This is a genomic window from Synechococcus sp. PROS-7-1 (assembly GCF_014279795.1).
GTDB lineage: Bacteria > Cyanobacteriota > Cyanobacteriia > PCC-6307 > Cyanobiaceae > Synechococcus_C.
The window spans coordinates 972,672-996,179 of sequence record NZ_CP047945.1; the positions used below are offsets into that span (position 1 = coordinate 972,672).

The 23,508-nt window shown below is 59.0% G+C and carries 33 protein-coding genes and 1 riboswitch; of the genes, 20 read left to right on the forward strand and 13 right to left on the reverse strand.

Annotation, left to right across the window (positions count from 1 at the left end; genetic code table 11):
• Positions 1–15 precede the first annotated feature (15 nt).
• The 3 genes from budA to SynPROS71_RS05305 form a co-directional block, all read right to left on the reverse strand.
• Positions 16–870 (reverse strand): acetolactate decarboxylase, encoded by an 855-nt coding sequence (budA, locus tag SynPROS71_RS05295; RefSeq protein ID WP_186597211.1) that lies wholly within the window; start codon positions 868–870, stop codon positions 16–18.
• Positions 871–892: 22 nt separating this feature from the next.
• The gene (gene alsS / locus SynPROS71_RS05300) at positions 893–2,536 is read right to left on the reverse strand and encodes an acetolactate synthase AlsS (RefSeq protein WP_186597213.1); all 1,644 of its coding nucleotides are present in this window, start codon (positions 2,534–2,536) and stop codon (positions 893–895) included.
• 150 nt (positions 2,537–2,686) lie between these two features.
• On the reverse strand, positions 2,687–2,863 hold the full coding sequence (locus SynPROS71_RS05305) for a hypothetical protein (RefSeq protein ID WP_186597215.1): 177 nt from the start codon (positions 2,861–2,863) through the stop codon (positions 2,687–2,689).
• Between the two features lie 109 nt (positions 2,864–2,972).
• Between SynPROS71_RS05305 and SynPROS71_RS05310 the strand changes: the two genes are divergently transcribed.
• Positions 2,973–3,323 carry a hypothetical protein gene (locus SynPROS71_RS05310; protein ID WP_186597217.1) on the forward strand — a complete coding sequence of 117 codons (351 nt, stop codon included), beginning with the start codon at positions 2,973–2,975 and terminating at the stop codon, positions 3,321–3,323.
• Here SynPROS71_RS05310 and SynPROS71_RS05315 read toward each other — a convergent pair.
• Together SynPROS71_RS05315 and SynPROS71_RS05320 are read right to left on the reverse strand one after the other, a co-directional pair.
• Entirely contained in the window at positions 3,317–3,523 is a 207-nt protein-coding gene (locus tag SynPROS71_RS05315; protein WP_186597219.1) for a hypothetical protein, read from the reverse strand. The genes SynPROS71_RS05310 and SynPROS71_RS05315 overlap by 7 nt on opposite strands.
• Positions 3,520–3,774, reverse strand: coding sequence for a hypothetical protein (locus tag SynPROS71_RS05320; RefSeq protein WP_186597220.1), 255 nt, complete (start codon positions 3,772–3,774; stop codon positions 3,520–3,522). The genes SynPROS71_RS05315 and SynPROS71_RS05320 overlap by 4 nt, the downstream gene beginning before the upstream one ends.
• Before the next feature lie 66 nt (positions 3,775–3,840).
• Between SynPROS71_RS05320 and SynPROS71_RS05325 the strand changes: the two genes are divergently transcribed.
• The 7 genes from SynPROS71_RS05325 to SynPROS71_RS05350 all read left to right on the forward strand — a co-directional run bounded on the left by SynPROS71_RS05325 (position 3,841) and on the right by SynPROS71_RS05350 (position 7,893).
• Positions 3,841–4,014: a DUF2256 domain-containing protein gene (locus SynPROS71_RS05325; protein ID WP_186597222.1), complete on the forward strand. Its 174-nt coding sequence runs from the start codon at positions 3,841–3,843 to the stop codon at positions 4,012–4,014.
• A 484-nt stretch (positions 4,015–4,498) separates the two neighbouring features.
• On the forward strand, positions 4,499–4,630 hold the full coding sequence (locus SynPROS71_RS13840) for a hypothetical protein (protein WP_255442415.1): 132 nt from the start codon (positions 4,499–4,501) through the stop codon (positions 4,628–4,630).
• A gap of 38 nt (positions 4,631–4,668) precedes the next feature.
• Positions 4,669–4,830, forward strand: coding sequence for a hypothetical protein (locus SynPROS71_RS05330; protein WP_186597224.1), 162 nt, complete (start codon positions 4,669–4,671; stop codon positions 4,828–4,830).
• An 83-nt stretch (positions 4,831–4,913) separates the two neighbouring features.
• Positions 4,914–5,297: an STAS/SEC14 domain-containing protein gene (locus SynPROS71_RS05335; RefSeq protein WP_186597226.1), complete on the forward strand. Its 384-nt coding sequence runs from the start codon at positions 4,914–4,916 to the stop codon at positions 5,295–5,297.
• Positions 5,298–5,364: 67 nt separating this feature from the next.
• On the forward strand, positions 5,365–6,300 hold the full coding sequence (locus SynPROS71_RS05340; RefSeq protein WP_370586861.1) for a metal ABC transporter substrate-binding protein: 936 nt from the start codon (positions 5,365–5,367) through the stop codon (positions 6,298–6,300).
• Positions 6,301–6,302: 2 nt separating this feature from the next.
• Positions 6,303–7,046 carry a metal ABC transporter ATP-binding protein gene (locus SynPROS71_RS05345; protein WP_186597888.1) on the forward strand — a complete coding sequence of 248 codons (744 nt, stop codon included), beginning with the start codon at positions 6,303–6,305 and terminating at the stop codon, positions 7,044–7,046.
• Positions 7,047–7,056: 10 nt separating this feature from the next.
• Positions 7,057–7,893, forward strand: coding sequence for a metal ABC transporter permease (locus tag SynPROS71_RS05350; RefSeq protein WP_186473012.1), 837 nt, complete (start codon positions 7,057–7,059; stop codon positions 7,891–7,893).
• Here SynPROS71_RS05350 and SynPROS71_RS05355 read toward each other — a convergent pair.
• Positions 7,884–8,963, reverse strand: coding sequence for a DMT family transporter (locus SynPROS71_RS05355; RefSeq protein ID WP_186597228.1), 1,080 nt, complete (start codon positions 8,961–8,963; stop codon positions 7,884–7,886). The two genes, SynPROS71_RS05350 and SynPROS71_RS05355, sit on opposite strands and share 10 nt — an antisense overlap.
• A 121-nt stretch (positions 8,964–9,084) precedes the next feature.
• On the opposite strand from SynPROS71_RS05355, the gene SynPROS71_RS05360 reads away from it, so the two are divergent.
• The 10 genes from SynPROS71_RS05360 (at position 9,085) to SynPROS71_RS05405 (ending at position 17,183) form a co-directional block, all read left to right on the forward strand.
• Positions 9,085–9,654 carry a hypothetical protein gene (locus tag SynPROS71_RS05360; RefSeq protein ID WP_255442416.1) on the forward strand — a complete coding sequence of 190 codons (570 nt, stop codon included), beginning with the start codon at positions 9,085–9,087 and terminating at the stop codon, positions 9,652–9,654.
• A 71-nt stretch (positions 9,655–9,725) separates the two neighbouring features.
• Positions 9,726–10,022, forward strand: a complete 297-nt coding sequence (locus tag SynPROS71_RS05365; RefSeq protein ID WP_255442417.1) for a DUF3721 domain-containing protein — start codon at positions 9,726–9,728, stop codon at positions 10,020–10,022.
• An 87-nt stretch (positions 10,023–10,109) separates the two neighbouring features.
• Positions 10,110–10,451, forward strand: coding sequence for a c-type cytochrome (locus SynPROS71_RS05370; protein ID WP_186597230.1), 342 nt, complete (start codon positions 10,110–10,112; stop codon positions 10,449–10,451).
• Between the two features lie 15 nt (positions 10,452–10,466).
• Positions 10,467–11,426: a permease gene (locus tag SynPROS71_RS05375; protein ID WP_186597232.1), complete on the forward strand. Its 960-nt coding sequence runs from the start codon at positions 10,467–10,469 to the stop codon at positions 11,424–11,426.
• 16 nt (positions 11,427–11,442) lie between these two features.
• Positions 11,443–12,132, forward strand: a complete 690-nt coding sequence (locus tag SynPROS71_RS05380) for a TIGR03943 family protein (protein ID WP_186597234.1) — start codon at positions 11,443–11,445, stop codon at positions 12,130–12,132.
• Positions 12,129–13,508, forward strand: coding sequence for a hypothetical protein (locus SynPROS71_RS05385; RefSeq protein WP_186597235.1), 1,380 nt, complete (start codon positions 12,129–12,131; stop codon positions 13,506–13,508). The genes SynPROS71_RS05380 and SynPROS71_RS05385 overlap by 4 nt, the downstream gene beginning before the upstream one ends.
• A 27-nt stretch (positions 13,509–13,535) precedes the next feature.
• Positions 13,536–14,237 (forward strand): metal ABC transporter ATP-binding protein, encoded by a 702-nt coding sequence (locus SynPROS71_RS05390; protein WP_186597237.1) that lies wholly within the window; start codon positions 13,536–13,538, stop codon positions 14,235–14,237.
• Positions 14,230–15,015 carry a metal ABC transporter permease gene (locus SynPROS71_RS05395; protein ID WP_186597239.1) on the forward strand — a complete coding sequence of 262 codons (786 nt, stop codon included), beginning with the start codon at positions 14,230–14,232 and terminating at the stop codon, positions 15,013–15,015. Before SynPROS71_RS05390 ends, SynPROS71_RS05395 begins: the two co-directional genes overlap by 8 nt.
• 60 nt (positions 15,016–15,075) lie before the next feature.
• The gene (locus tag SynPROS71_RS05400; RefSeq protein ID WP_186597241.1) at positions 15,076–15,969 is read left to right on the forward strand and encodes a metal ABC transporter substrate-binding protein; all 894 of its coding nucleotides are present in this window, start codon (positions 15,076–15,078) and stop codon (positions 15,967–15,969) included.
• 125 nt (positions 15,970–16,094) lie between these two features.
• Positions 16,095–17,183 (forward strand): hypothetical protein, encoded by a 1,089-nt coding sequence (locus SynPROS71_RS05405; protein ID WP_186597896.1) that lies wholly within the window; start codon positions 16,095–16,097, stop codon positions 17,181–17,183.
• 93 nt (positions 17,184–17,276) lie between these two features.
• Here the strand turns inward: SynPROS71_RS05405 and SynPROS71_RS05410 are convergent, their stop codons facing one another.
• Both SynPROS71_RS05410 and SynPROS71_RS05415 read right to left on the reverse strand, forming a co-directional pair.
• Positions 17,277–17,801, reverse strand: a complete 525-nt coding sequence (locus tag SynPROS71_RS05410; protein ID WP_255442484.1) for a HupE/UreJ family protein — start codon at positions 17,799–17,801, stop codon at positions 17,277–17,279.
• Positions 17,802–17,920: 119 nt separating this feature from the next.
• Positions 17,921–18,068, reverse strand: a riboswitch (cobalamin riboswitch).
• Between the two features lie 5 nt (positions 18,069–18,073).
• Complete coding sequence (locus tag SynPROS71_RS05415; RefSeq protein WP_186597242.1) at positions 18,074–18,268, reverse strand: hypothetical protein; 195 nt, start codon at positions 18,266–18,268, stop codon at positions 18,074–18,076.
• 101 nt (positions 18,269–18,369) lie between these two features.
• Between SynPROS71_RS05415 and SynPROS71_RS05420 the strand changes: the two genes are divergently transcribed.
• Both SynPROS71_RS05420 and SynPROS71_RS05425 read left to right on the forward strand, forming a co-directional pair.
• Entirely contained in the window at positions 18,370–19,194 is an 825-nt protein-coding gene (locus SynPROS71_RS05420; RefSeq protein ID WP_186597244.1) for a dehydrogenase, read from the forward strand.
• 44 nt (positions 19,195–19,238) lie between these two features.
• Complete coding sequence (locus SynPROS71_RS05425; RefSeq protein ID WP_186597246.1) at positions 19,239–19,949, forward strand: 16S rRNA (uracil(1498)-N(3))-methyltransferase; 711 nt, start codon at positions 19,239–19,241, stop codon at positions 19,947–19,949.
• Between the two features lie 15 nt (positions 19,950–19,964).
• On the opposite strand, the gene SynPROS71_RS05430 is transcribed toward SynPROS71_RS05425, so the two are convergent.
• The 5 genes from SynPROS71_RS05430 to SynPROS71_RS05450 form a co-directional block, all read right to left on the reverse strand.
• On the reverse strand, positions 19,965–20,366 hold the full coding sequence (locus tag SynPROS71_RS05430; protein WP_186597248.1) for an OsmC family protein: 402 nt from the start codon (positions 20,364–20,366) through the stop codon (positions 19,965–19,967).
• Entirely contained in the window at positions 20,363–21,307 is a 945-nt protein-coding gene (locus SynPROS71_RS05435; protein ID WP_186597250.1) for a cation transporter, read from the reverse strand. The genes SynPROS71_RS05430 and SynPROS71_RS05435 overlap by 4 nt, the downstream gene beginning before the upstream one ends.
• A 57-nt stretch (positions 21,308–21,364) precedes the next feature.
• Positions 21,365–22,495 (reverse strand): aromatic ring-hydroxylating dioxygenase subunit alpha, encoded by a 1,131-nt coding sequence (locus SynPROS71_RS05440; protein WP_186597252.1) that lies wholly within the window; start codon positions 22,493–22,495, stop codon positions 21,365–21,367.
• Positions 22,496–22,569: 74 nt separating this feature from the next.
• On the reverse strand, positions 22,570–23,199 hold the full coding sequence (locus tag SynPROS71_RS05445; protein ID WP_186597254.1) for an isoprenylcysteine carboxylmethyltransferase family protein: 630 nt from the start codon (positions 23,197–23,199) through the stop codon (positions 22,570–22,572).
• Between the two features lie 9 nt (positions 23,200–23,208).
• On the reverse strand, positions 23,209–23,448 hold the full coding sequence (locus tag SynPROS71_RS05450) for a DUF2973 domain-containing protein (RefSeq protein ID WP_186597256.1): 240 nt from the start codon (positions 23,446–23,448) through the stop codon (positions 23,209–23,211).
• Positions 23,449–23,508: the final 60 nt, after the last annotated feature.

Below are 23,508 nucleotides of genomic sequence, written 5' to 3' on the forward strand. Positions count from 1 at the left end.
CTGTCATGACCTGATTCAACTGTGTTTGCTTTCAGCGACGGCCAGGGCAGCAGCAGGATCGCCGCTGAGATCGGCCTTGAGGAATGCTGGCGTTTCAGGGAGAGCCAGATGCAGGGCCTCTTCCCGATGCAGATCCACCTCGATCTGATCGCATTGCAGGTCAAGGACGTGGCCGGCGTGTTGCCGGTCATCGGTCAGTAGATGCAGATGGAATCCAGGCACGTTGATCGTGCGGGCATAGCTGGGGGTCCAAAACCCAACCAGGGTGCCGTTCACCCCTTCCTGCTGGAATTCGGCCTGATGGGAGGTGGCGCTGACAAGGTCTGTGCCTGCTTCAGCGCGACAGGCCACCCGGTAACGGATGGAGTTGAAGTGCCCACGCAGACGCAAACCGACGAACAGGTTGTCGTTGTCGCGCAGTGCATCGAGGCGCTGAGTCAGGTCCTCCCATCCCTTGATGTTGCTCAACTGCTCTGTCTTGTCTGCGTGGAAGCGGGTGGTCACCCAGAACGGGGCTTCAGCATCGGCAGGTGCTTCGCGCACACTGCCGTCGCTGCGGGCTTGCCAGCAGACTCCATCAAGCATGATGCCCTCGCCATCGAGGCTGTCGTAGGTCCCGAGGCCGAAGTCGCCATGTTTCAGGATTTCGGCAACGGTGACGCAGCCCTGGTAGACGCCCTGGACGAGAGCGCCCGAGGTGGAGACCTGATAAAGGGTGTGATGTTCCAGGTCGAGGGATTCGCTCAGCAGGCTTCGCACGAGGTGGGATGGAGATTCGCCACGTTGCCTACTCTCTTCGCATAGGGCCTGCCAGAGGCCTGCACCAAGGCGCAGGCTCAGGGTGTGCCCGAGGTCGGGATGGGTTGTCATGGTGTGGGATAGGCGGTCGTGTTCAGTGAATGAAGTCCTGGTAGACGTCTTGCATCAAACGCTGGTTTTTTGAGTAGTCGACCGGGATGTCGATCAGCACGGGCACGTCCTGTTGCAGCCCCTCACGGATCAGGGGAAGCAGTTGGTCGGGGTCATCGATTCGGTGGCCGCGGCAGCCGAAGCACTCAGCGAATTTCACAACGTCGTAGTCGCCGAGCTTCACGCCGGAAACTCGCCCGTAATGGGCTTCTTCCTGGAATTCCACCATGTTGTAGGAGTGGCTGTTCCAGATCAGATGCACGAATCGGCTGCCGATCCTTTTGGCCGTTTCCAGTTCGGTGGCTGTGAACAGGAAACCGCCATCCCCTGATACGGAGAGGATTGGAGCATCGGGATAGAGCAACCGCGCCGCCATCGCCCAGGGCAGGGCTACCCCGAGGGTCTGCTGGCCGTTGCTCACCAGCACCTGACGGGCATGCTGGGCAGGTACATAGCGATTCATCCAGATGTAATGGGAGCCAACATCCAGGGCCAGAATCGTTTCAGGAGTAATCACCTGTTGGATGTCGTGCACCACCCTCAGGGGAGGGACCGGGCATCCGCCCATCTGGGCCCCCTCGGCCACGGTGCTGTGCAGTTCCGCCATGCGCTCAGCGGCTGATCGGCGGAAGTCCTCCTCCACCGTCAGCTTCAACATCCCCTGTAAAGCCTCGAGGCTGGCGCCAATGTCACCGATCAGCTCCACTGCGGGGATGAAGGCCTGGTCCTGATCTGGTGCCACCACATCAGCGGCAATCAAGGGGCGGGGGTTGCCGGTGTTCCAGAGGCTCGGATCAAATTCCACGGCATCAAAGCCGATCGTGATCACGGCATCTGCTTCGTCGAGTAATTTGTCGGCCGGTTGGTTGCGAAACAGACCCACCCGACCGGCGAAGTGCTCGGGGACAACCCAGCGGCCAGGCCCCTGAAACGTGGAGCAATACGGAATCGCGGCGGCCTGCAAAAAGCGCTGGAGGGGCTCGGCTAGCTGGGGTGAAGACGCTTGCATGCCCAGCAAAGCGATCGGCTTGCGGCTGGTGTTGAGGACCTCTGCAGCCCGCTGCAATGCCGCCACTGGGGCGGGTCCAATCGAGTGGGACTGCCCCCAGGCGCCAGGTGGCAGTGCATCCAATGTCGCCAGCCCTACATCCTTGGGCAGACCGAGATACACCGCTCCGGGGCGCCCACTTTCCGCAGCACGCACCGCATTGCCGAACACCTCCGGCAGGTCATGCACGGTGAGCGCGGATTGAGAAAACTTCGTCACTGGACGCATGACATCCACACCGTCCAGTGCCTGGTGGGTGTGTTTGAAGCGGTCATCGAGGGGCACTTCACCGCCGATGGCCAGCACTGGATCACCCTCCGATGTGGCGGTGGCCAGACCCGTCACCAAGTTGGTGACACCGGGGCCAGAGGTCACCAGGCACACACCGATTGTTCCAGTGAGCCGACCGAAGGCCTGGGCCATGAACGCGGCATTCTGTTCATGACGGCAGAGCACCAGCTCGATCGGTGAATCGAGCAGGGCGATGAACATGCTGTCGACCTTGGCTCCTGGGATGCCGAAGACATGGGTAACACCGTGGTTCTCGAGCAATTTGACGAGGGCCTGGGCTCCATTCATTGATGGCTGAAATGGCTGATCCTCTTGTTAGCAAGAGATTTCTGATGGCTAGTGATCTACGAGACTGCTGAATGTGCGGGGAGACATGGCCAATAAAAAGAGGGGTGACACTGGTCACCCTCTTGGTGGATTCCCTTTGGGGAAACAGCGTCAGATGCTGTAGCGATACCCGAGATAACGCAGCTCAGTGGTTTTGCGTTCAGCCTTTTCGGGCTGATTGGCATCCAGTGATTCAGCGTCACGCTGATCCTTCGCCATCACCTGCTGGGCCTTTTTGAGGGCCTCAGCTTTGATCTGACGAGATTTGGTCAATTGAAGGGTGTTCATAGCTGAACTCCACAGTGTCCACACCCCCGTTGCCTGGTGCGGAGCGAACTGCAGCCATAGGGCTCAACGTGTTTTTATTTTAATCCGATTGGCAAGGGATCGTCACGCGATGGCTGCCTTGTATTCCCTGCTCCTGTCGGTTGCGGCGGCTTCAGGCGCAATGCTGATCGAGCGCCCGTTCTGTGACGGCGTCAAGAAGGCCGGGCAGTATTTCACCGGTTCCAATGTGTTCTGTCTATCCACCGCTCTTGTGAACACCGAGGCCCGGGCTGTGGAAACCCTTGCCCATGAAATGGTGCACCTTGCCCAGGATTGTGCTGGAGGGGGGTTGCAGACGGACGCGTATGCCCTGCTGCTTTCAGAGCAGCCCCCCAGCGTGGCCGCGGCCGAGGACGAGGCCTATCAATTGGAACGCGATCCTCGGCGCGTGTTGGAGCTGGTGCGTCTCCACTGCTATTGATCACCATCCAGCTGGTGGATCTCCTCGATCAGGTTGTGATCGTTGTGGGTGTGCTCGCGAAGTTGCGACTGGTTGGGTTGGCTGCGGCGTTCGAGATCGGGTGAATCTTTCAGATGTTGACGGTCGCGATGCTCTGGATGAAGCCTTTCGAGAGCAGCTTTGTCGGGACGACGGCCGCTTTGATGATGTTCGTTGCTCATGACGTCGTTGTGCGGAATGAGGATGGACCTTGTTCTTTCATCTGTGCATCCGTTTCAGTATTGATCTCTTCCATTGATTCACCCCCAGAAGCCTTCAATTCTTCTGAAAGAACCTCAGGAGTGATGTTGTTGTAGCGGGCGTGATTCAAGCTGCGATTTCGCGTCATGTCGACGTGGAGAGGCTCAGCCTTCACGTGGTGTTGTGCATCACCTTGATGCCGGCGAGCATCCTGACTTTCCTGTTCGGGCATGACCCAGACTCAGACGGTCCTTGACTAGCCAGACAGCAGATCGCTGTCATGTGATCAGAAGTACCGATGACCCGCCCTCGCGATCGCCCCAGCAAGATCTGTCCTGTCTGCGGGCGACCTTTCCAGTGGCGACGAAAGTGGAAGGATGTGTGGGACGACGTGAAGTACTGCTCGGAGCGCTGCAGAAGGCATAAAAAATCCTCCGAAAGGATGTCGGAGGATTCTTCGCCGGTGCCTTAAGGCCCCATCACCCGGCCGTCGAATGAACGCTAGAGAGAAGTTTCTCCAGTGCCACTCTTGCAGTCATCAATAGGCCTGGTGTGAGGATTTGCGCAAGCCCCAGATCTAGTGTTGACGGCGGGCGAATGAATCGATGAGTTGCTCTTTCAGGTGCTTGTTTCGTTCCGTGCCCCATATGTGGTGTGGGGCGCCTCTCCTTGACGAAATGCTGCCCCGGTTCAATAAAAAAACCCCGCCGAAAGGCAGGGTTCAGGCTCGGCAACGCAAAGACGTCTGACCTTGTTTCGACTCTTTGACGCTGACGATTCCTCACACAAGAGCACTTTCACGCCTGAACTGTCACAGTGCCAGTCGCCTCGGGACGGTTGTCGGTCCGTCCTTGTTTGTCGTGTTTGGGTCAAGAGATGTGAAGTGGCGGATCCTCGCCCTTGTGCCGGTTCTGCAGGCGGCGTTGAATGAGCTTGCGAGGTTCGGGCGATTGAAGATGTCGGGCAGCATTTCACAGCTTGTTCTGCAGGCGATTACTCACGTCGACTGGGTGGGATCGATCGCTGTTGTGTTGTTGATGGTGGCGATCACGATGGTTGGCCATCGCATCAATCACCCGATTCTCTGACGTCTTAGCTGAAGACTAACGGCCAAAAGGATGCACCGATGTTTGAGATCATCTGTGTGCTGATGCTTCCGCTGATGTTGATCGTGTATTACGTAATCCAGCGCTTGATTGTCCATCACAGCAGGATGGAAACTCAGCTCTTGATTCATGACCTGGTGATTGAGGCGATGAATAAGCACGACAGCGACTTCGGCGACTGATTGGGTGGGTGGAGATCCTCACCCTTTGCAGTGTTTTATGAGAAGCGAAAGGGGTTACAACAATTTCAGTTGCAGTTAATGAGATGACACTGACCTCCTCCCATGGCTTCACTTTGGAATCAGTAGATGTGGCTCACGGATCCGTGATCACCGTGTTTGCTAGGGGCCGCCTCAGTCATCAGGATTATGTGGATTTCATTCCGCAGCTGGAGGCCGCCATCGCGGAACAGGCAGATGAACGACTGCGACTGGTTTTCGATGCCCGAGAACTGGATGGATGGGAGCCGCAGGCTGCAATCGATGATCTACGCCTCGGCTTGCGTCATGGGCGTCATGTTCAGCGTGTGGCGCTGGTCACCGAGGCGCGCTGGCTGGCGTTGCTGAGTTCTGTTGTCGGTTTGCTGATGCCCGGTGAGTTGCGTCATTTCGAGGATCGGGCATCTGCGGATGCCTGGATTCGTGCATGAGTTGACCGCTCTTAGATTCGAGACGGTTTCAAAGCAGCCTTTGCCGATTTGCGATTTACGCAGGATCTTGATTCGATGCACGATCGTCCCCGGATTGATCGGTTGTTGTCTGCTGGCGGCTTGTTCATCGCCTCGTGAAACGGAGCGACCTCGCAACGACCCGGATCAGCGCCCCCGGGTTCTCGCCACCTTCACCGTGCTGGCTGATCTGGCCAGAAACGTGGCGGGTGATCGCTTGAAGGTGGAATCAATCACCAAGCCTGGCGCAGAGATTCATGGCTATGAATTCACGCCCAGTGACATCGAACGGGCCTCGCGCGCTGATCTGATTGTGGAGAACGGGTTGGGCCTGGAGCTCTGGGCGGGGCGTTTCACGGCTGCGGCCGGCGATGTTCCCTCGGTCACGCTCACGGAAGGGATTCAGCCTCTCTTGATCCAGAACGATGCCTATGCCGGCCGGCCCAATCCCCATGCCTGGATGTCGCCGCAGCGCACCGAGCACTATGTGGACCAACTCGTGAAAGCCTTTTCCTCTCTTGATCCAGAGGGGGCGCCGACCTACCGGGCGAATGGAGAGGCGTACAAGCTCAAACTGCGAGAGCTGGATGGCGAACTTCGTCAGGCCTTGCAATCACTTCCGAAGCAACAGCGCCTGCTGGTGACCTGTGAGGGGGCCTTCAGTTATCTGGCACGCGACTACGGACTGGATGAGGCCTATCTATGGCCTGTTAATGCTGAAAGTCAGATCACGCCGCGTCGCATGGCCCGGCTGATTGAACGCGTCCAACGGGACCGGGTTCCGGCTGTGTTCTGTGAGACCACGGTCAGTGATCGAGCCCAACGGGAGGTGGCCCGTGCCGCTGGCAGCCGTTTCGGTGGCAATTTTTACGTGGATTCCTTGTCGGATCGCAACGGTCCTGCCTCCACCCTTCTCGATCTGCAGCGCCACAATGTGAAACTCATCCGAGAAGGGCTGGGGACTACCTCCGATCCAACGCCATGACGATGCGCATCGCTGCTGAGCAGCTCTGTGTGGACTACAACGGCACGGTGGCGTTGTACGACGCCTCGCTGAAGCTTCCATCCGGATGCATCTGCGGGCTTGTGGGCATGAATGGTGCAGGCAAGTCCACGCTGTTCAAGGCTTTGACGGGGTTCATCCGCCCATCGCGAGGACGAATCCGGATCAACGGCTGCAGCATCGCTGAGGCCCAGCGCCAGCAGTCCGTGGCCTATGTGCCCCAGAGCGAAGAGGTGGACTGCCAATTCCCAGTGTCGGTCTGGGATGTGGTGATGATGGGGCGCTACGGATCGATGAATGCTCTGCGGATTCCCCGGAGTTCCGATCGGGTGGCCGTCCGTGATGCTCTTGAACGGGTTGACCTTTTGGAGCTGAGCCGTCGTCCGATCGGCACGCTCTCCGGTGGTCAGCGCAAACGTGCCTTCCTGGCCCGCGCCATCGCTCAGCGCGCTGACGTGCTGCTTCTCGACGAACCATTCAACGGCGTGGATGTGCGTACCGAGAAATTGATGGCTGACCTGTTTCTGCAGTTCCGCCGAGAGGGATGCACGATTCTGATCTCCACGCACGACCTCACCCACGTGCGTGATTTCTGTGATCTCGTGGTGCTCATCAACAAAACCGTGCTGGCCTATGGCGAAACATCGGAAGTGTTCACACCCGAAAATCTGTCTTTGACCTTCGGTGGCTTGCCCCCTGACCTGCTCACCGGGAACAGCTCTCCCTGAGACTGGGTCGATGGATCTTCTCCTGGAACCACTCAGCCACGCCTTCATGCTCAAGGCGCTGTTGATCAGCGCCCTGGTGGGAGGAGTTTGCGGTCTGCTCTCCTGCTACATGACCCTCAAGGGCTGGGCTCTGATGGGCGATGCCGTTTCCCACGCCGTGCTGCCGGGAGTGGTGCTCGCCTATGCGCTGGGGCTTCCCTTCTCTCTCGGTGCCTTCGTGTTCGGCGTGGGGTCGGTGGCCACCATCGGCTTCGTGAAGCAGAAGTCGCGGATCAAGGAAGACACGGTGATCGGATTGGTGTTCACGGGCTTCTTCGCCCTGGGGCTGGTGCTGGTGTCGAAGACGCGCAGCAACATCGACCTCACCCACATCCTCTTCGGCAATGTGCTGGGGATCTCCTCCGCCGACATCCTCCAAACCGTGCTGATCTCCAGCGTGGTGATCGTGCTGCTGCTGCTGTTCCGCAGGGATCTGCTGCTTTTCTGTTTTGATCCCACCCATGCCCGTTCGATCGGGATCAACACCGGTGCCCTGCACTACCTGCTTCTCTCAGTGCTGTCGTTGGCGGCGGTGGCCGGACTGCAGACGGTGGGCATCATTCTCGTGGTGGCCATGCTCGTCACCCCCGGAGCCACGGCCTATCTGCTCACGGATCGCTTTGATCGCATGACCTGGCTGGCGATTGGCAGCAGTGTGCTGTCGAGTCTGCTGGGGGTTTATGTGAGCTACTGGACCGACAGCTCCACGGCGGGATGCATCGTTCTTGTGCAAACCGGTCTTTTCCTGTTGGCCTTTCTTCTGGCACCGCGTCATGGCGTGTTGCGCCGTGGAAACCCTCAGGCCTGAGGCGGTTCTGAAGGGTCGTGGTCATGGCGGTGGTGGAGGTCGCTCACGTGTGGATGGGTGTGCTGCATCGCTTCATGCTCGTGTTCATGGGCATGCCACAGCGGCGCTCCACCGGGATGTTGATGCTGGTGATGGGGATCGGGATCCTCCGCACTGTGTTGATGGCGGTGGTTGTGATGCATCGCCGCGTGGTGATGCCGGTGGCTGTGGTGATCACCGATCAGCAGGATCACGCCACCGGCCATCAGGCCCGCTGCGAGGACCAGGGCGCTGCTCAGGGCACTGCCCAGCACCACCACGGCAAACACGGCTCCAACAAACGGCGCCGTGGCAAACAGCACGGCTTCCCGTGCCGCTCCAAGCTGACGCAGCGCGATCAGATCTAGCCAGATCGAGATGCCGTAGCCCAGTGCTCCAATCACCAGCAACGCGAGGCTGCTTCGCATCGGAGGGAAGGATTGCTGGAACACGGCTGACATCACCAGCAGTGGCAGGGAGGCTCCGAGGGCTTTGATGCAGGAGATCTGCAGGGGATCACGCAGGCTCAGGGCTTGGCTGAGGTTGTTGTCCACCCCCCAGGCCAGGCAGGCCAGGGCGATCAACACCACCCCGCCAAGAGAACCGCCACCCAGGTGGCCTCCGCTCAGGATCAAGGCTCCAGCCAGGGTGAGTGCGGCCGCGCCGAACCCACGCCGACCCAGGTGCTCGCGGCCAATCAACACCGCGACGATCAATGTGAACAGGGATTCCAGATTCAGCAGCAGCGACCCTGTGGCGGGGGAGAGCCGTTCAAGCCCCATCACCAGACAGAGGGGGCCGACCACTCCCCCCAGGAGCGTGAGCAGGGCCAGGCTCGGCCAGTCGGAGGGCTGAACCGGCGTTTCCTCTGCGTTCAGGTTCTCTTTCGCGCTTGATCGCAGGTGCTGCATGGGCAGCAGGACGGCACTGGCACCGAGGTAGAGCAGGGCGGTGACGGCCAAGGGGCCACCTTCAGAGGCCAGCTCCGCGATTAATGGAGCACTGCAGCCGAAGAACACGGCGGCCAGGAGACCGGTCCAGTAGCGACGCATGTCCGTTGGTAGACCTCATCACCATGCCAAGAATTGCTGAACCATGGAATGGTGGGTTTCGGATATTGCAGCTAAACCAACAATGAATCGACTTTTGCAAATGATCGGTCGTTGTTTGTCAGTGGCTGCCGCTGCGGTTCTGGGGGCCAGCGCTCTGGCGCCCCTGCCTGCAGTCGCGGATCCTGAAGTGCAGGTGTTCAGCACCATGGTCACTGAAGAGGAGGTGATCAAGGCCCAGCGCGGCTGGTGTGCTGCTTTGGTTGCGATCAGCGATGCCTATCAGACCGGTGGTTACGCCGCTGCAAAGGCCAAGGCGTCTGCAGTGATTGATGCGGCCTACGGCTTCGACTACGGCCCGATCGCTTTCAAACCCACTTACACCACTGGGGAGGACACGTTCCGTTCCACCCGCGCTGGAGCTCTGGCTTATTTCGTGGGTCCTGATCCCTCGATTCCCCAGTTCGGCAAGAACCAGGGCTTTGCCACCTATCGCCATTGGAAAAGCTGTGAGATCGAGGACTACGTGATCCAGCTGTTCGGCAACACGGCCAACACCATGGGTTTGGTGCGGGTGACGGATGCCAAGGGGCAGGTGGGCGTTGTCGAGAAAACGTGGACCTTCGTGCGCGAGATGAATGGCACGCTGCGGATCGTTCTCCACCACTCCTCGGCACCGTTCGATGCGCGCTGATTGGTGACAGGGATTCTCGCTCTCGTCGTTCCTGATGGAGAATGGGACCCCTAAACCTTTCATTGCAGCCGATGCAATTCCAGTCCACCCGTTTCAGGCGCAAGAGCGCTATGGCGCTCTTGGGTTTGCTCACCCTGGTGGGTGTTGCTTCGGCCCGCGCCCATCACGTGCCCGGTGATGACCACAGCGGCATGGTGTTGTCGGGTCAACCTCAACACTCCGATCAGAGCTCAGGCGGCAAGAAAGCCATGTTTGATACTCGGGAGGAAGCCGAGGCCGCTGCCCCTGGTTTTGGATGCAAAGGTGCGCACGCCATGGGCAGCAAGTGGATGCCCTGCGAGAGTCATGGTCACGGCATGGGGGGGTGATCCCATGTCATTGCGTGACGATCATCTGAGGCCTGCGTGAAACCTCGCAGCAGGTTTTGAACAATCAGGTCATCCGACAGGCATGCCATGCGCTTCGTTGCTTCGTTCGTTCTGGCTTTATTGATTGGCTTGGTTTCGCCCCTTGCCGCCGATGCCACCGATGCGGTGCGTGGCGGTCAGATCTTTACAACCAATTGCGCCGCTTGCCATGCCGGCGGCGGCAACATCATCAAGGCGGAGCGCACCCTGCAGGAAGCTGATCTCAAGGCCCACCTTCCCAATTATCTCGGTGCCCATGAATCAGCGATCGTGGCCCAGGTCACCTACGGCCGCAATGCCATGCCCGCCTTTGTGGATGTGCTCAGTGAATCGGAAATCGCCGACGTTGCTGCCTACGTGGAAGAGCAATCGTCTCAAGGCTGGAGTTAGCACTCGGGCCAGGGAATGACACGTGCCTCCACGGCTTGGGCCATCTTCCAAGGTCTGCTGATTGAGGCCCTTCCCTTCCTTCTGCTGGGAGTGGCGATTGCAGGGATCGCTCGGTGGCTCGTTCCCCAGTCGGCCTGGGTTCGCCGGCTTCCGCGCAATGCCTTTCTCGCACCGATTGTGGGGGCACTGCTCGGATTCGCTCTGCCGGCCTGTGAATGCGGCAATGTGCCTGTTGCCCGGCGGCTTCTGGCCAGCGGAGCACCCCTTGGAACGGGGTTTGGATTTCTCTTCGCGGCTCCGGTTCTCAATCCGATCGTGCTGGCCAGCACCTGGGCTGCGTTTCCCGATAAAACCTGGCTGCTCTGGGCCCGGCCTCTGGGTGCATTCCTGATTGCCTTGGCGCTCAGCATGCTTCTGGGAATGCTGGGTGAATCCCAACTCCTGGAGCCGGCTCTGCTGGAGGAGAGGCGCCTCACCCAACCGCTGTCTCGGGTGGGATTGCTCGAGCGTGGTAGTGGTCTGGTGGGGGGCAGTGCATCGATCTCTGAACGGCCCCCATCCGCTGATCGGCTTGGACCCGGTGAGTTGCTCGGCCACAGCACCCGGGAATTTCTGAGTCTTCTCACCTTGCTGGTGCTGGGCAGCGCCCTGGCGGCGGTGGTTCAAACCTGGTTGCCCCGCAGCTGGCTTCTGGCACTCGGCAGTGCGCCGACACTGTCGGTGATCGCCTTGATGCTGCTGGCCTTGGTGCTGTCGGTGTGTTCCAGTGTGGATGCCTTTCTTGCGCTGGGGTTTGCCGCCCAGGTCACCCCTGGGGCACTGCTGGCGTTTCTACTCCTCGGTCCTGTCGTTGACCTCAAACTGGCTGGACTGTTCACTGTGTTGCTCACGCCCAGGGCGATCGCTATCACCGCAGTGGCGGCGTCATTGCTGGTGTTGCTGATTGGTCAGTGGGTCAATTTTCTTCAGCTCTGAGTTGCTCACTGAATTGATGTCTCTGCTGCAACGCCTGCGCCGATCCCCCTGGTTGATGCCTCTGGCCTTGGGGCTGTGGGGCTGGCTGTTGCTCTGGAGCAGTGCGTCTGGACGTTTGGATCTGCTTCTCAATGCGGCCTTTCACCCTGTGGTGACGGCAGCCGGGGGTGTTCTGCTGCTGCTGGCGTTGATCCAGTTGCGTAGGGCCCGAACCCGTCCGGTTGGACCACTTCCGCTGGGCGTGTTGTTCTCGCTGGGCGTGGCCCTGCTGATGCTGGCCTTCCCCCCGGCTCCCTCCTTCAGTGATCTGGCAGCCAACCGTCAGGACAGTCTCCCTGAGGCTCCCCAGCTCAGTTTTTTCCTCCCCCCCGAGCAGCGCACACTGACGGAATGGGTGCGCTTGCTGCGCAGTCAGCCTGATCCGGATCTGCATGCTGGAGATCCGTTGCGGATCAGTGGTTTCGTTCTGGCGCGGCCTGGGGAGCCTGCGCAGCTGGCCCGTCTCACCGTGCGTTGCTGTCTGGCCGATGCAACGCCCGCCGGTTTGCCTGTGGACTGGCCTGAGGGAACGGATCCAAAGCCGGATCAATGGCTGGAGATCGAGGGAACGATGACGGTGCAGGACCGAAACGGCGTGCCGACGAATGTGGTGAAACCCAAGGGCATCAAGGCGATTCCCCGGCCGGAGCGCCCTCTGGAACCATGACAGGCCGATTCTCTGGATCCAAGGGGCACTGGCTTGCGGCCAGTCTGACGTTGCTGGCCGGGGTGGCGCTGCTGCAGCAACAGCTGCTGGCGCGGCGGCCGCCCCGTTTGCTGGCGGTGGCGGTACAGCCGATCCGCTCCGGTGCTGCCGCTCTGGATGTGACCTTCAGCCGACCGATGGATCGCGCCACGGTGGCCGATAGCCCTCTCGTGCCCGAGTCCCCCCATCGCTGGCTCGGCCGGCAGACCCGGATGCGGCTGCTTCTGGAGTCCGGCGACCCTGTTTCAGGTCCTCTGCAGTTGGATCTTCGTGGCCAGGACCTGCGCCGCCTGCCGATGAAGCCGCAATCGTTGTGGTGGGATCCCAGGCCCTTTCTGCTTGCTGTGGCACCCGGGGACGACGGCGAGCGCTTGCTGATGCGGCTCCGTGATGGCCGCTGGCGTTCCTTGATGCCGGCGCAGCAACGCATTCTCCAGGTGGAGCCCCTCGGTGACGGACGGGGTGTGGCCGTGGTGGGCGATGACGCCGAGACCACCCAGCAGGTGTTGTTTCGCCGGATCGATCAGCGCTCTCTCAGCGCCGTGCCATCAGGGCTGGGCGACCCTGACCTGGGCCCGCTGGAGACCCTGGAATCGGGTTCACTGCTGTTCGTGCATCTCAGCGCCAATCAGCGCGGTGATCTCTTGATTCAGCTCGGGGGATTTGAACCCGGGAGTGACCGGATCTGGATCCTTGAGCAAGGCTCGGAACGTCGTCGCCTTGCGCTTGAGGCCAGCGGTGCCCTGCGCTTGCTCCCTGACGGCACGGGGCTGGTGCTTCCCTCGTTCGAGGGGCTTGAATTGTTGCCTCTGGAGTCCAAGCAAGGAGCCGCCTCACGGCAGACGCTGCCTGGCAGCCGTGAGGTGAAAGCGTTCTGTTCTGGGTCTGGTCGTGCGCTCCTGGTTCGGCACTGGCCCGACTATCGCCGTTCGGTTGAGTTGGTGATTCCCGGGCGTCCACCACGCCAGGTGTGGATCGGTGAGGCCGGTGTGATGGCTGCCGCCTGCGATAACGGTGGCGAGCGGTTGTGGCTCGTGCTTCGTGAGGCGGGACAGCAGGCCCGAGATCGGCTTCTGCTGCTCGATGCCGAAGGCCGCACGCTTCTGAATCGATCCCTCGACGAATGGCGCCTCAGCTCCGGAGCTGAACTCGACTTTGATCCGGTGAGCGATCAATTGCTCACGGTGCTGCGCCGCCCAGGGGACGATGATGCCGGGCGGGTGGCCTTAATTAGCGGACGCACGTTGGATCTGACCGTTCTGGACCAGCCTGCGGTGCTGGCCCGTTGGCTCCCTGCCGGTGGGGCCTGGGCTGGCAGATCCAGAGGGTCTCGATAGGTTGAGTGGGAATCGTTCTCATGATGGATGGGGGGTGCTCCCCTGGTTGCCGACGCGGTGTCGGCTGCTTTTGACAATCGCGTCGTTCTTCAAGACGTGTCTCTGACACTCCAGCCAGGCACGCTCACGGCCTTGGTTGGCGCGAATGGTGCCGGGAAATCCACCCTCCTGCATCTGTTGCAGGGGCAGCTCTCCCCCACGATCGGCCGGGTGCTCTGCGATGGCGTTCCCGTGCAGATGTGCCGCGATCAAGTGGTGCTCATGCCCCAGCGCGGACGGATTGACTGGTCGTTTCCGATCACGGTGCGGGAGTTCGTGGATCTCGGATCGGTGCGATCCAGGTCTTATGGCTGTTGTGACAGAGATGCAGCACTGCAACGGGTCGGTCTGACAGCCCTAGCCGGTCGTCGCCTGGATGCCCTGTCCGGAGGCCAGCAGCAGAGAGCTCTGCTGGCGCGTGCGATCGTGCAGCCGTCTCGCGTGCTGCTGCTCGATGAACCCTGTGCCGCCATTGATCCCCCCTCGCGGGCGCAGTTGCTTCAGCTGATGCGGCAGCTGGCCGATGCAGGCCAGACCTTGCTGGTGAGCAGTCACGACTGGGGCTCGGCCCTCGATCAGTACGACCGTGTGATCGTGCTCGACGGACGCGTGCTGGCCGACGGATCGCCTGATCAGATTCGGCATCGGCTTGGCGATCAACTCGATCCGGGAGCCCACTGCCATGACTGAGATCGATCTCTGGCTTGTTCCCCTGTTGATGGCCCTGCTGGTCGGCGTGCTCTGTCCGGTGACCGGCACCCTGTTGGTGACGCAGAGGCGGGTGTTGCAGGCGAATCTCATCTCCCATGCCGTTCTGCCTGGCGTTGCTGTGGCCGTGGCGTTCGGCTTGGATCCTGCGATCGGTGGAGTGCTGAGCGGTCTGCTGGGATCCCTACTGGCGGAACGCTTGCAGCGGGGTCAGTCGGCTGGCCAGGAAGCGGTGATCAACACCGTGCTGGCTGGATTTCTCGGGCTGGGCGTGCTGCTGATTCCCCTACTCAATCTGCGCCTGGATCTGGAGGGCTTGCTGTTCGGCGATCTCCTGATCGTGGACTGGTCGGATCTGACCCGGGTGCTGGTGGCGACCGCGGCCATGGGGTTGCTGTTGCTGACGCGCTACCGCCAGCTCGTGTTTCTCGGGGTGGATCCTGAAGGTGCGCAAGCCTCTGGTTTACCGGTGCGCAGTTTGCAATTGATGCAGGCTCTGGTGACCTCGATGGTGATTGTCAGTGCGATGGCGGCTGTCGGAGTGATCCTGGTGATTGGTCTTCTCTGCGCACCAGTGCTGCCCGGCTTGCGTCGGGTGGGCAGTCTGAGAGCGGCGATGGTGCAGTCCGCTTGCATGGGACTGGCCGTCAGTGCCATCGGTTTTTTGCTGGCGGTGCCCCTGAACCTGCCTCCCGGTCCCCTGATCGGGGTGGTGTGCATGGCGCTTCTATGCCTGCCGAGGCTGAAGTTGGCCGGGTAGCCCATTTCTGGACAAGCGAATGAGAATGATTATCATTTTGGTATCGCGTTTCCATGCGTCTTGTTCGTCCCTCTTCTTCCGTCGGCCTCAGGGGTCCTGATTGCTGCTGCCGCTTCGGTGCCCACCGTGGTTGCTGCGGATGGAGTGCTCTGTGACATCACCAAAACGCTGGTGGCTGATCAGGCCAAGGTGGTCTGTTTGATTCCTGCCGGCGCCGATTCCCACACCCTGGCGTTGCGTCCTGCCGATCGCACCAATCTCAGCAAGGCCAATCTGGTGCTTGTGAATGGCTACAACCTCACGCCAGCGCTGAATGGCGTCAAAGCAGGTGGCCCTGTGGTGTCGATCGGTGAGATCGCTGTACCGAAGAACCCGGTCAAGGATCCGCACATTTGGCACGACTCATCCAATGCGGCGGCCATGGTCAACACCACAGCCTCAAAGTTGAAGCCGCTGTTTCAGGGTCAGCAAGACACGGCCATCAATCGCAGGCGGTTATCGATGGACTCTGTGTTGAAAGCCTTGGGAACCTGGACTGGAGCTCAGATCCGCACTGTTCCAAAAGCGCAGCGCGTTCTGGTGACTGGCCATCGCGGCTTTTCGTTTCTGGCCAGGCGCTATGGAATCCGTGAACTTCCGGTGATTGACGAGTACGCCACCGGTGGCCGGATGCGTCCTTCCAGCCTGCGTGCCATCAGCAAGGCCATCAAGGCTTCCGGCACCAAGGTGATCTTCCCCGACGCGTTACCTCCTTCGAAGACGATGCGCCGGATCAGTCGCTCCAGCGGTGTGCCTTTGGCCAAGCGACCGTTGTTCGGCGATGGTCAGGCACCTGGACAAAGCCTGATTCAGACAGCCACCGGCAATGTGTGCAATTTCGTGGTGTCTCAAGGAGGGACGTGCGATCAGAAGGCGGCTGATCAGCTGCAGAAGCGCTGGGCTGCGATCAATTGATCGTGTTCATCTTTGATCCTTTTTTATCACTCTCTTTTTCAGTTCTCTTTCCCATTTCTCTTCGTCCCCCAATGGCTCGCTTTCGCTCCGTTGCACTCAACACCATCTCAACCCTTGCTCTGTTGATGGCTGGCGATGCTGCCGTTCGCGGTGCACAGGCCCATGGCGGTCATGGAGGCGATGGTGAAGATCTGCCTGCTGGTGAATTCCGCACCATTCCGATCATCACGATCGAAGGCCACGGTGGATTTGAGAACAATCTGGATGGCCGCCCTCAGCACTACGCGATTGATGGCCAGTTCGGGGTTGTTCTGGAATGGGGTCTTCCCAATAACGGCAGCTTCGCGATCGAAGCCTCCATGGGCCCATCGTTGGTGTGGGGTGAAGCTGAACACTTCTACGGCCGTGTTCACGTTGAACAGGGCCACGATGATCATGGGGATGAGGATCATGGCGATGATGACCATGGCGACCACGCCGAGGGTCACCATGACGAGGATCATGGCGATGATGACCATGGCGACCACGCCGAGGGTCACCATGAGAAGGATCATGGCGATGATGACCATGGCGACCACGCCGAGGGCCACCATGAGGAGGATCATCACGATGATGATCATTCCGATCATGCCCACCATGGGCATGCCCATGGTTCAGGTGCGCCATTCCGCCGGACGGATATCAAGGGATATCTGGAGGCCCGCTATCAACCGAACGAACGTCTTGCGTTCTCTGTGGCTTGGATGCCCTACTACGTCACTGGAGATGAGGGTGAGGATTTTGGTACTGGCCTGAAAAATGAAGTGGGTGCTCAGGTGATTTATGCCTTTGGCGATGGCGATGTGAATTTCGCTCTTGGTGATGGTCTGGAAGACATGGTTGACGGAATCTTTGTTTCCGTTGAAAACCGCACAGGATGGGAAAGCGACGGCACCTTTATCGGTAATTACACCGACCCCTGGCTCGGCTTCGGCTTCAATGTCGACCTCCTCAATATCACTCTGTCTGGCGGTCCACGTTTCTACACTCCAGGCAGTTACTCAGGCCTGTCTCAACGGACGGACTGGGGCGGTGAGATCGAACTGGAATACCCAGTGGCTGAGAATGTGGTGTTGTTTGCCCATTGGGAACCTGTTTACAGCACCGAAGGTGGGAATGGCTGGGGAGTGGGATTCCAGCACCACGTGGGCACTGGACTGACGCTTAGTTTCTGATTCTGGTTGAATCAGATCAATAAAAAAGGCCGACATTTTGATGTCGGCCGGAAAGAGATCAGTACTTCAAACTTCCGCTCGCTGAGTCGAGATTCAGTCGATCAAGGCAACCCAGGCAAAAGCCAGGCCAATGCCCATCCAGATGCCAGCACTGAGACGGCGGCCTTGCTCCCCCAGCTTGGCAACAACGCCCTTGGAGCATGCCGTGACCAGCAGCAGTAATGCCCCTTGACCGATCAGCAGGCCGAGGAAATAGGTGGCAAGAGGTGTGGGCTCGGCTCCCACGATCGTGCTGCCCAGCAGAAATCCATGCAGACCGATCAGTGGCAGCAGCCACTGCGCCGGCAACAGGGTGAGCGCGATGAGCCCTTCGGCAACCAGAGACAGGGACACCAGTGCCTCGGCCCAAGGTGCGATGGCCTCGGAGAGAGGAATGAACTGCGACAGGGCGCTTCCCCCGAGACCCACGGCGAGGAGGGGAATCACCCAGGCCATCGGGCGGCGCAGGCCGATGAAGGCAATCGCCAGGAGGAACAGGAGATGATCAGGGCCAAGAAGCGGATGGCCGATTCCGCTCAGCAGTCCCTGCCAGGCCGTCAAGCCAGTGCTGTCACCCATGCCGAAGGGATGGTGGGCGTTGGCTGGTGCCGCAAGCGAAACACTGAGCAGCAAGGGGGCTGCCACCAGGCCTGCCCTGCGCACAGCTGCTCCAGGAGTGGAAAAAGTCAAGGTCGATCCTCGTCGTGAAATGGCCTGGCGGGCGTTCTGACTGACTTCGCGTGGGGCGAAGCTTCACAGCTGCGGGACAGCGACGGATTTGCACCGTTCTTTCCCCGTTTCCATCAGCGGCTGTTCCCCGCTGAAACCAGCAAACCAAGTTACCTCTTATCTCAAATCCGTACTTTCCCGACCTCCGCTCTCAAAGGTGCCCGTCCTGTTCCCACAAGGATGGGTTGGCGGGTGTAGATCTCAACCCTGATCCCATGGCGGGCAATGCTGATCAAGGCTCGGCTCACAGCCAGTGCGATCAGAACTGAGGCACCAGGCCAGCGCCAGGCCACCAGGAGGTTGATCAGGTCCGCCATGGGGCATTCACATCTTGTCCTCACTTAGCAAGGGCACGATCGAATCAAAGGGTGACAGCTGAGCGGCAAGCGGGCAGCATGGGGCACTCACGCTGAAACGCATGCGTCGCATCGCTCTGGCTCTTGTGGGTGTCCTCGCCGTACCGCTTGCTGCGGAGGCAGGGCTGATGGACATTCTCGAGAGCATGAAGCCAGCTCCGCCTGTGCGCAATGAGCCTCAATTGCCGCCGCTGCCTCCCACGCCCGGGCGAGGCAAGAACTGGGTCGGCGATCGCATGCCCAAGAAAGACATGCCGATTCTGGTGCTTGCCGGCCATGCGGATTCCCAGAGGATGTACGGGTCAGGAACGCCTGGTCGAGCAGTTGATCTTGGTGGTGCAGCTCCGATGCAAGCCGGCATCACTGACGAGCTCTACTGGAACTTGCGCACAGCGAAGGCTGTTGTGGCGGAGGGCAAGCGCCAAGGGTTGGATATCACCTTTTATGACCCGGGGGTGCGCACGATTCGCAATGGCGATGACCCCCGCACGAATTGGAGTGTGGGGGGCGAGCATGCCGCCAAGGGTGGTTACGTGGTGGAGATCCATTACGACGCCTATGCGCCCCATGGCATCGGCGCTGGAATCATTCCCGCCGTGGCCTTCGGGTTCTCGGTGATGGATGAAGCGCTGGCCAAGGAATTCGGTGCCTACCCCTACGACTACCGAGGCATGTTGGGCGGTCCCCGCAAGGGGGTCTCGATGCTCGAGATCGGCATGCTTGAGGGTTCGCTGGAGGCCGGACTGCGTGATCCCTCCAAAAGGGAGGCCACGCTCAATCAAATCGCCAAGAGGGTGGTGACAGCTCTTCAGGAGGGACTTGAAGAGGGCCAGTCGCTTGACATGGTTTGCAGGATGCGGGGAAGGATTGCTGCTGATTGCAGCTGACCTTTTTCCATTTCTGCGGCTGCCTCAGGCCATGATTGAGGTTCATGAATCTGATCCTGCTCAACAGCGACGACCAGTGGATTGACACGCAGCGCGTCCTCCTCAGGGATCGCCGTGCTGAGCACATCCGCAAGGTTTTGCGCTCCCAGCAAGGGGACACCCTGCGGGTTGGAATGCTGGGAGGCCAGCGGGGCACGGGATGCATCCAATCCATCGATGATCGCTCTGTGCTGATGACTGTGCAGTTGGGCGATTCGCCACCTGCGCGTCACCGGTTTGATCTTGTGCTGGCCTTGCCCAGACCCAAAATGCTCAGGAGAATTCTGCGCACCGTGGCGGAGTTCGGTGCGAGCCATCTTCATCTGATCCACACTGCCAGGGTGGATAGGAGTTACTGGCAGAGCCCTCTGCTTTCAGACGCCAAGGTGGATGAGGCCTTGCGCATGGGAATGGAGCGCTCCAGCGACACAATCATTCCTCAGGTGCACCGCCACCGGCTGTTCCGCCCTTTTGTTGAAGACCGGTTGCCTGAGATCTGCCAGGGCCGGCCTTGCTGGATTGCTCACCAGGACGCCAACGTTCGCTTGTCGGCTGTTGCGGTGCAGCCCGCCGTGGTGATGATCGGGCCAGAGGGTGGTTTTGTGCCCTTCGAGCTGACGCTGGCCGAGCAAATGGGTGCGCAAAGGGTTCACCTCGGCGGTCGAATTCTGAGTGTGGACACTGCGTTGACAACTGTTCTTGCGCAGGCGTTGTGACTGCGGGGGGCAGAATCAGGCCCAGTGGATTTCGGCGTTGATCAAAGGAACGATGCTGCGTTTCACAGGGCACTGTTCGGCGACCCGTTGTAGCAGTGCACGCTGGTCGTGATCGAGTTGCTCTGGGAGTTGAAGGGTGACGCGCAGGGTGTCGATGCGTCTTGGCCCGTCGTTGCTCATCACTTTGTCCACACTGGCGCTTGCTCCCTCAAGCGACCAGCCCCGGCTGCGGGCGGTGATTCCCATGATTGTGAGCATGCAGGTGCCTAACGAAGTGGCCAGGAGATCAGTGGGGGAGAACGCTTCTCCCTTGCCTTCGTTATCCAGGGGCGCGTCGGTGCTCAGCCTGGCTCCAGATCCCGAATGAGTGGCCTCGCAATGGAGATCACCGGTGTAGGTGCAGGTGATGTTGGTCATGTTGAACTCACAAAGACGGGTTCGGAGGTGAGAATGACTTCAGAAGCAACATTGGGATTTTGCAGCTCTGATTGCAGAGCCTGGTTGATTGCATGACGTGTGTTGTCAATTTGAGATGGTTGTATGGCATGTTCTGCATTGCAATACGCAACGATTAAAACTGAACGGCCAAGTTGTGTGATCAGGAGATTCTGGAGGGCCATCGCGTGATTCGAGCAGATGCCCTCAACTTGCTGTTCGAGGCTCTTGTCGTTAGCGAGATCACTTGTGCCGCCGCTGACCTGCCAAAGATTGAAAATAAAACCCTGGATGGCATCTTTCCCGATCACAACACTGCAGATGATCAGGAGAATCGAGTCGAAAATCGGAGATATCACGGCGAGAGGCGTGATCTGCAGGAGTGGGCTTGCCAGGAGCGCGATACCCGTCACCACAGTGTAGGCACCATCGGCCACGACATTCTGCATCTCATTTCTGAGGATGAGTGATTGGCGGCCAAGCTTGATCCAGTTTGACCTGTAGTTCATCCAAAGAAGACCACAGATGATGGTCATGATGATGGTGTAAGGGAGAATCTGTCCCAGTTCAAGAGCAGGGGGAACATCGCCGTCGATATAACTCCATATCGTGTACACAGCGTTGAAGATTCCAAAGCCAAGGACGCCCGCTAGCACCAGGCATCGGAACATCACATACACAGCCTCCTGGCCTCCGTATCCATAGGGATAGCTGCGGTCTCGAGGTCGACTGGCATTACGACTGATGCTCTTTCCGACCAGGATGGAACAAAGCATCACTGTCGAATAAAGAGAATCAAATAGAACAACCGATGAATTGGAGGCTACGCTTGCCCAGAGGCCATAACCAGCCATAAAGGCATTGGCAATAATTCCGTATTGAAGGGCCTTTTGCTCAAACTTCTCCTGGCTTTTGGCTGGCATGATCTGATAATGAATGGTTTTGATCGATGACGATGGAGAAAATTAAAATTGTTTAGCTCAGATGCGATTGCCTTCTAGTTCGGGAATCAGGCTTCTCAGTTTGTCGTGGTGTTCGCGAAGGGCTTTTTCTGAATCGCCGAAGTAGCCTTGATGCCAATATTTTGATGCTGTGGCCTGATAATGAAGTGCGCAGATGTGTTTGTCTTCTTTCAGCACGATGTCGTTGATGTCGGTGGCAATGTCCCTTGCTTGTTTCATGCTTTCGCTTTCATTGGCGTAGCTGTAATCGGCTCCGTTCATGATGGACTGGGTGGTGCTGAGAGGGATCGAGCGGTAAAAGCCCGCGGATTCCGGGTAGAACACCAACACTGAGCTTGGAAACAGGCCGATGTACAGCCAGGCCTGGGGTAGAGCACTGAATGGTGAAGGGTGCTGTTCCACGAGCGCTCGATAGCGCTGGTTGAGTTCCTGACGCGACGGTGTCTGGTTGAAAGGGCCCCGAATTCGGTGGGTGCCATCGAGCCAGGGCCCTTCTTCGTATCCCTTGCCATAGAGATCAGTCAGTCCTGGGTGTGCCGAGGGGCAGTGGTAACACTCGTTGTCGACATCGACCATGGCTTTCCAGTTCACCTCCTGAATCGGACTGGTGTAAAAGCCGCTCGCAGGTTGCAGAGTTTCCAGGGGGTAGATCTCCAGTTCCTTTTCATGCCGTGCCATCAGGGAGGCCACGGATCCCTGGGGGCCCGGTTCGAACCGAAGAAACAGGAATCCTCTCCATTCTTCAAGATCCAGCGCCTGCAAGCTCCACTCGCTTGGATCCAGGGCTGGAAACTTGTCGGGCTGCGAAGGGGTTTTCAGTTGTCCCTCGAGCGTGTAAACCCAGGCATGAAAGGGGCAGAGCAAGGCACCACGACAATGCCCTTTGTCTCCCTCAACGAGGCGTGATCCTCGATGGCGGCAGGTGTTTTGAAAAGCGCGGATGGTTCCATCCTTGCCACGAATGACCAGTGCTCTTTCCCCGAGGAGATCGAAGCTGAGCCAATCCCCTGGTTCGGGTATGTCATTGGCATGCCCGACAACATGCCAATGGGTCAGAAACACACGCTCTTTTTCTAGTTCAAGGATTCGCTCGCTTCGATAAGACCATCCAGGGAGCCCCTCTCTGTTCCAGGATTCGCTTGAAGGCATGGACGGGATGACGCTGCCATACCACTAGCCAAATTCATGTGATGTGGCACTGGATTGGCAATCCATCGCCGAAATCACCAAACCCAGGGAATTAATCGGGTTGTGCGCTGACGATAGGCCGCGAAATCGGGATATTTTGCGCCCATCGACGTCTCTTTCTCTCCAATGCGTTGGAGGTAGAGAGCTGCGATCGCCAGGGGGACAAGAAAGGCCCAGGCCGAACCTGCAACTACAGCGAAACTGAGATAGCGCATCAGATCTCCGCTGTAGTTCACGTGGCGGATCTTGCTCCAGATTCCATCACTCACCAGATCGCGGCCCAATGTTTTCGCCGTCATTTTCTGGACGTCGGCAGACGTGTTGATCAAGCTGCCGAAGTAAAACAGTGGGATCGCCGTTGCTGTGGCAGCAATGGTGAGTGGATTTGGGTTGAAAAAAGCAAGAAAGGCCGGAAGTGAATAAAACACACCGATGATCAAGATGGCGCTGATCAGTCCTACAGGGCCAACCTTTTCCTGGAATAAAAACGTTCTTCGTTCCGGATAGATCCGTTGTTCAACGAGCCACCACACGCAGTAGCTGATGTGCATGCAGGCATAAAGAATCTGTCGCTGGTCTGAAATGCCCACGATTGCAATCAAGCCAATCACAATCGCGATGGTGATCATCTTGGCAATGTTGATTGCCGTGAGCTGGCTGACCATAACGACCTATTAATTCGTGGAGCTTTCCAATGAACCCTGATCGGGAAAACGCACAACAAGCAGATCGTCTTTGGTGAGTTCGCCTTGTTCGTTGAGCAACTCAGGGTGAGTTGTGACCAGCCCGGTGCGATCATTGCGTTGCATGGCGCGAGCCATGACAGCTTTGCCCGGACGCATCATTTTGAAAGCCTGGAGAAGCAGAAAAAGCAGGCAAGCTGCGTAAACCAGGGGAAACAAAGAACCAGCCATCGAAATTAATCCTTTTTCTTGAGTGAAGGCAGGTCGGTTGGCTGAGACAGCACGTAAACG